Source organism: Streptomyces botrytidirepellens, assembly GCF_003721215.1.
GTDB classification, from domain to species: Bacteria; Actinomycetota; Actinomycetes; order Streptomycetales; family Streptomycetaceae; genus Streptomyces; species Streptomyces himastatinicus.
The window spans coordinates 1-3,711 of sequence record NZ_RIBZ01000579.1 but is presented as its reverse complement, the minus strand read 5'-3'; the positions used below and the strand labels follow the sequence as shown (position 1 = coordinate 3,711).

Sequence of the window (3,711 nt, the reverse complement as noted above, 5' to 3'; positions counted from 1 at the left end):
CGCCGGGGAGTGGGGGGCCGGGGGGCGGAGCCCTCCGGGTTCGGGGAGGGGCGGGGTGGGGGAAAGCCCCGACGCCAGCACCCCGCGCAACTCCGCCAACCGCCGCCCGCCCAGCGAGACGAGCGCGCCGTCGAGGTTCAGGCGCACCGCGGCCGACGGCCGCGTCGAGCCGGGGCGCGGGAGCGCGGGGTCCACGGGCGCGCCCTCCGTCCACAGCGCCGTGGCGACGCGGCGCAGTTGGGCGACGCCGTCGCGGTGGGGCGAATTGGCGGCCACCACGACGTGGTCGCGGCCCTGGAGCGTGTCGCCGATGAGCGAGGCCAGCTGGCCGGTACCCATCTGGACGAACGCGCGGAAGCCCGCGTCGTGCAGCGCCTGGGTCAGCAGCCGGAACCGCACCGGTTCCAGGAGGTGCCGCACGAACAACTGCCGCACCTCCGCCTCGGTCTCCGGATACGGCGCGGCGGTGGTCCCGGACCAGACGGGGATACGGGACGGCAGGAGCAGCTCGAAGCGCTCCGCCAGGGTCCGGATGGGGTCGAGGTAGGGGGCCAGCATGGGCGTGTGGAAGCCGGATTGGAAGGGCAGGACCTGCGCGATCACGCCCGTGGCGCGCATCGCCTGGACGAACTCCTCGACGTCGGCCCGTGGCCCGCACACCATCGACTGGCTCGGCGCGTTGTCGTGCGAGAGCACGATCCGGCGCTCCGGCCGCTCCGCGAGCGCGGTGAGGACGCGTTCCGCGCCCGTGCCGAGGACGGCGAAGGTCACCCCGGGGACGCGCAGCGCGTCGGGGTCGAAGGAGTCGAGGAAGGCGTCGACGGCGTCGCCCGCGTAGAGTCCGCCCGCGGCCATCGCGGACCACTCGCCGACGCTGTGTCCGGCGACCGCGTCCGGCACGATTCCCATGTGGCCGAGTGCCGCGTTGAGCAGGCGCCCGACGCCGAAGACGCCGATGCCGTGGCGGCCGATGTCGCCCGCGCGGGCCGCCTCGCCGTACCGCTCGCCGGGGCGGTCGCCGGTGTGGCGGGACAGCCCGAAGTACTCGGCGATCCCGTCCGTGCGGGGCTCGAACTCGGCCTCCAGGCCGGGAAAGACGAAGGCCAGTTTCCCGGCGGCCGCGAGCAGCGGCTCCGTGGTGAACCAGACGTCGTTGCGGCCGCGCCACGGGCGGCCCTTGGCGACCACGCGCCGGGCGAGGGCGAGCCGCTTGGCGGTGGGGTCGACGATGCCGAGCCGGGTGCGGGCGCCCCGCCCGGACCCGGACGGGGAAGCGGGCGCGGTGGCCCGTACGGTCGCGTCGTCGGCCGCGAGCAGTTCGGCCAGCCGCTCCGGCGTGTCCACGGCGAGGGCCAGCACCCGTTCGGGTTCGGTCACGACGGTGGCCGGGCGCCGTTTCACCGGCGCGGTCGACTCCTGCTCCAGCACCACGTGCGCGTTGATCCCGCCGAACCCGAAGGCGTTGACCGCCGCGCGCCGCACGGGGGCCTCCCAGGGCGTGGCCGCGTCGAGGGTGCGGAAGCGGGTGGCCGAAAGCCCCGGGTGCGGGTCGTCGCAGTGCAGGGTGGGCAGCAGCCAGCCGTGGTGGACGGCGAGGGCGGCCTTGACCAGCCCGGCGACACCGGCGGCGGGCATGGTGTGGCCGATCATCGACTTCACGGAGCCGATGACGGCAGGCTCGCCGCGAGAAGAACCACCGGGCCCGAACGCCTCGGCCAGCGTGGTGAGTTCGGCCGCGTCCCCGGCGGGGGTGGCCGTGCCGTGCGCTTCCAGCAGGCCGATCGAGCCCGGTGCGCGCGGGTCGAGGCCCGCGGCGCGCCAGGCCTGCCGTACGGCGCGGGCCTGGCCGCCCGGGTCCGGGTTGACCAGCCCGGTGGCGCGGCCGTCCGAGGCCACGCCGGTGCCGCGGATGACGGCGTAGACGCGGTCGCCGTCACGCCGCGCGTCGGCGAGCCGTTTGAGGACGACCACACCGGTGCCCTCGCCGATCAGCAGGCCGTCGGCGGCGCGGTCGAAGGGCCGGATGCGCTGGCTCGGCGACAGGGCGCGCAGCTGCGCGAAGACGCTCCACAGGGTGATGTCGTGGCAGTGGTGCACACCGCCCGCGAGCATCACGTCGCACCGCCCGGAGGCCAGCTCCGCCACCGCCTGGTCGACGGCGACGAGGGACGACGCGCAGGCGGCGTCCACGGTGTAGGCGGGCCCGCGCAGATCGAGCCGGTTGGCGATGCGGGAGGCGGCGAGGTTGGGCACCAGGCCGATGGCCGCCTCGGGGCGGTCCGGGCCGAGCTGTTCGGTGAAGGCGTCCCGGATCCGGTCCAGGTGGCCGGGGCCGAGGCCGGGCAGCAGCTCGCCGAGGGTGCGTACGAGCTGGTGCGCGGTGCGGACGCGCTGGTCGAGCCGGACCAGCCCGGGGGTGAGGTAGCCGCCCCGGCCCAGGACGACGCCCACCCGCTCCCGGTCGGGCAGCCGGTCGTCGCCGCCCGCGTCGGCGAGGGCGGCCGCCGCGACGCCGAGGGCGATCAGCTGGTCGGGTTCGGTGCCGGACACCGAGTTCGGCATGATGCCGAACCGGGCGGCCTCCACCTGCGCGTACGTGTCGACGAAGCCGCCGCGGCGGCAGTACACCCGGTCGGGGGCGGCCGGGGTGCCGGGGCCCTGGGGATCGTAGAACCCCGTGTCCCACCGCCCGGCCGGGACCTCGGTGATGGCGTCCACGCCCCCGGTCAGGTTGAGCCAGTAGGTGTCCAGGTCCGGGGAGCCGGGCAGCAGGACCGCCATCCCGACGATGGCCACCGGTGGCAGCTGGTGACGGCCGGTCATGGTCACCAGCCCGAGGCGGTGTAGACGACGGCCTGGTCCGGCTCCTCGCCCCAGGCCAGCTCGCGCAGCAGCGCCAGCGCGCCCTCTTCGGGGTCGATGAGCGAGATGCCGCGCCGGGCGTACTCCCGGCCGAGTTCCGGCGTGACCATCCCGCCGTGGGCGCCGGTCGGGGCCCACGGCCCCCAGTGCACGGTCAGCGCCCGGCGGCCGGTGCGGGCCCGCCACTGCGCGCCGAGGGTTTCCAGCGCGTCGTTGGCCGCGGCGTAGTCCACCTGGCCGCGGTTGCCGAGGGCGGCGGAGATGCTGCCGAACAGCACCGTGAACGCCGGGGGTTCGGGCAGTTCCGCGAGGGCGTCCAGCAGGGTCCGCGCGCCGTCCGCCTTGGTGCCGAAGACCCGCCCGAAGGACTCGGCGGACTTCTCCGCGATCAGCCGGTCCTCGATGACACCGGCGGCGTACACGGCGCCGTCCAGCCGCCCGTGGTCGGCGTGGATCTGCTTCACGGCCCGGAGCACGGCCGCGTCGTCCCGGACGTCCACCGCGCGGTAGCGCACCCGGCTGCCCAGGGCGGTCAACTCCGCGAGAGTGGCGGCGACTTCGCGCCGGGCGAGGATCCGGGCGACCTCCCGCTCGATCTCGGCCGGTGTCGCGCCGCCCCGGGCGGCGAGCGCGGCGCGCAGCGCCGTCTCGTCGCGTGCCGCGGCTGTGTCCGGGGCCTCCGGGCCGGTGGGTTCCGGCGTACGGCCGAGCAGTTCGATCCGGCAGCGGGCGGCGGACGCGAGGGCGAGGGCGCACCGGGCGGTGATGCCGCGTGCCCCGCCGACCAGGACCACCACGGAGTCGCGGTCCAGGCCGAGCGCGGCGGCCTCCGCCGCGCCGTCTCCGGCG

The 3,711-nt window shown here is 76.3% G+C and carries 2 protein-coding genes; both read right to left on the bottom strand.

Going from position 1 to position 3,711, the window contains the following annotated elements:
* Positions 1-2,823 (bottom strand): type I polyketide synthase (locus EEJ42_RS33110; protein ID WP_123105693.1); only part of this gene is annotated, 2,823 nt, incomplete at its 3' end.
* Positions 2,824-2,825: 2 nt separating this feature from the next.
* The coding region (locus EEJ42_RS33105; protein ID WP_123105691.1) for an SDR family NAD(P)-dependent oxidoreductase at positions 2,826-3,711 on the bottom strand (886 nt) is incomplete at its 5' end.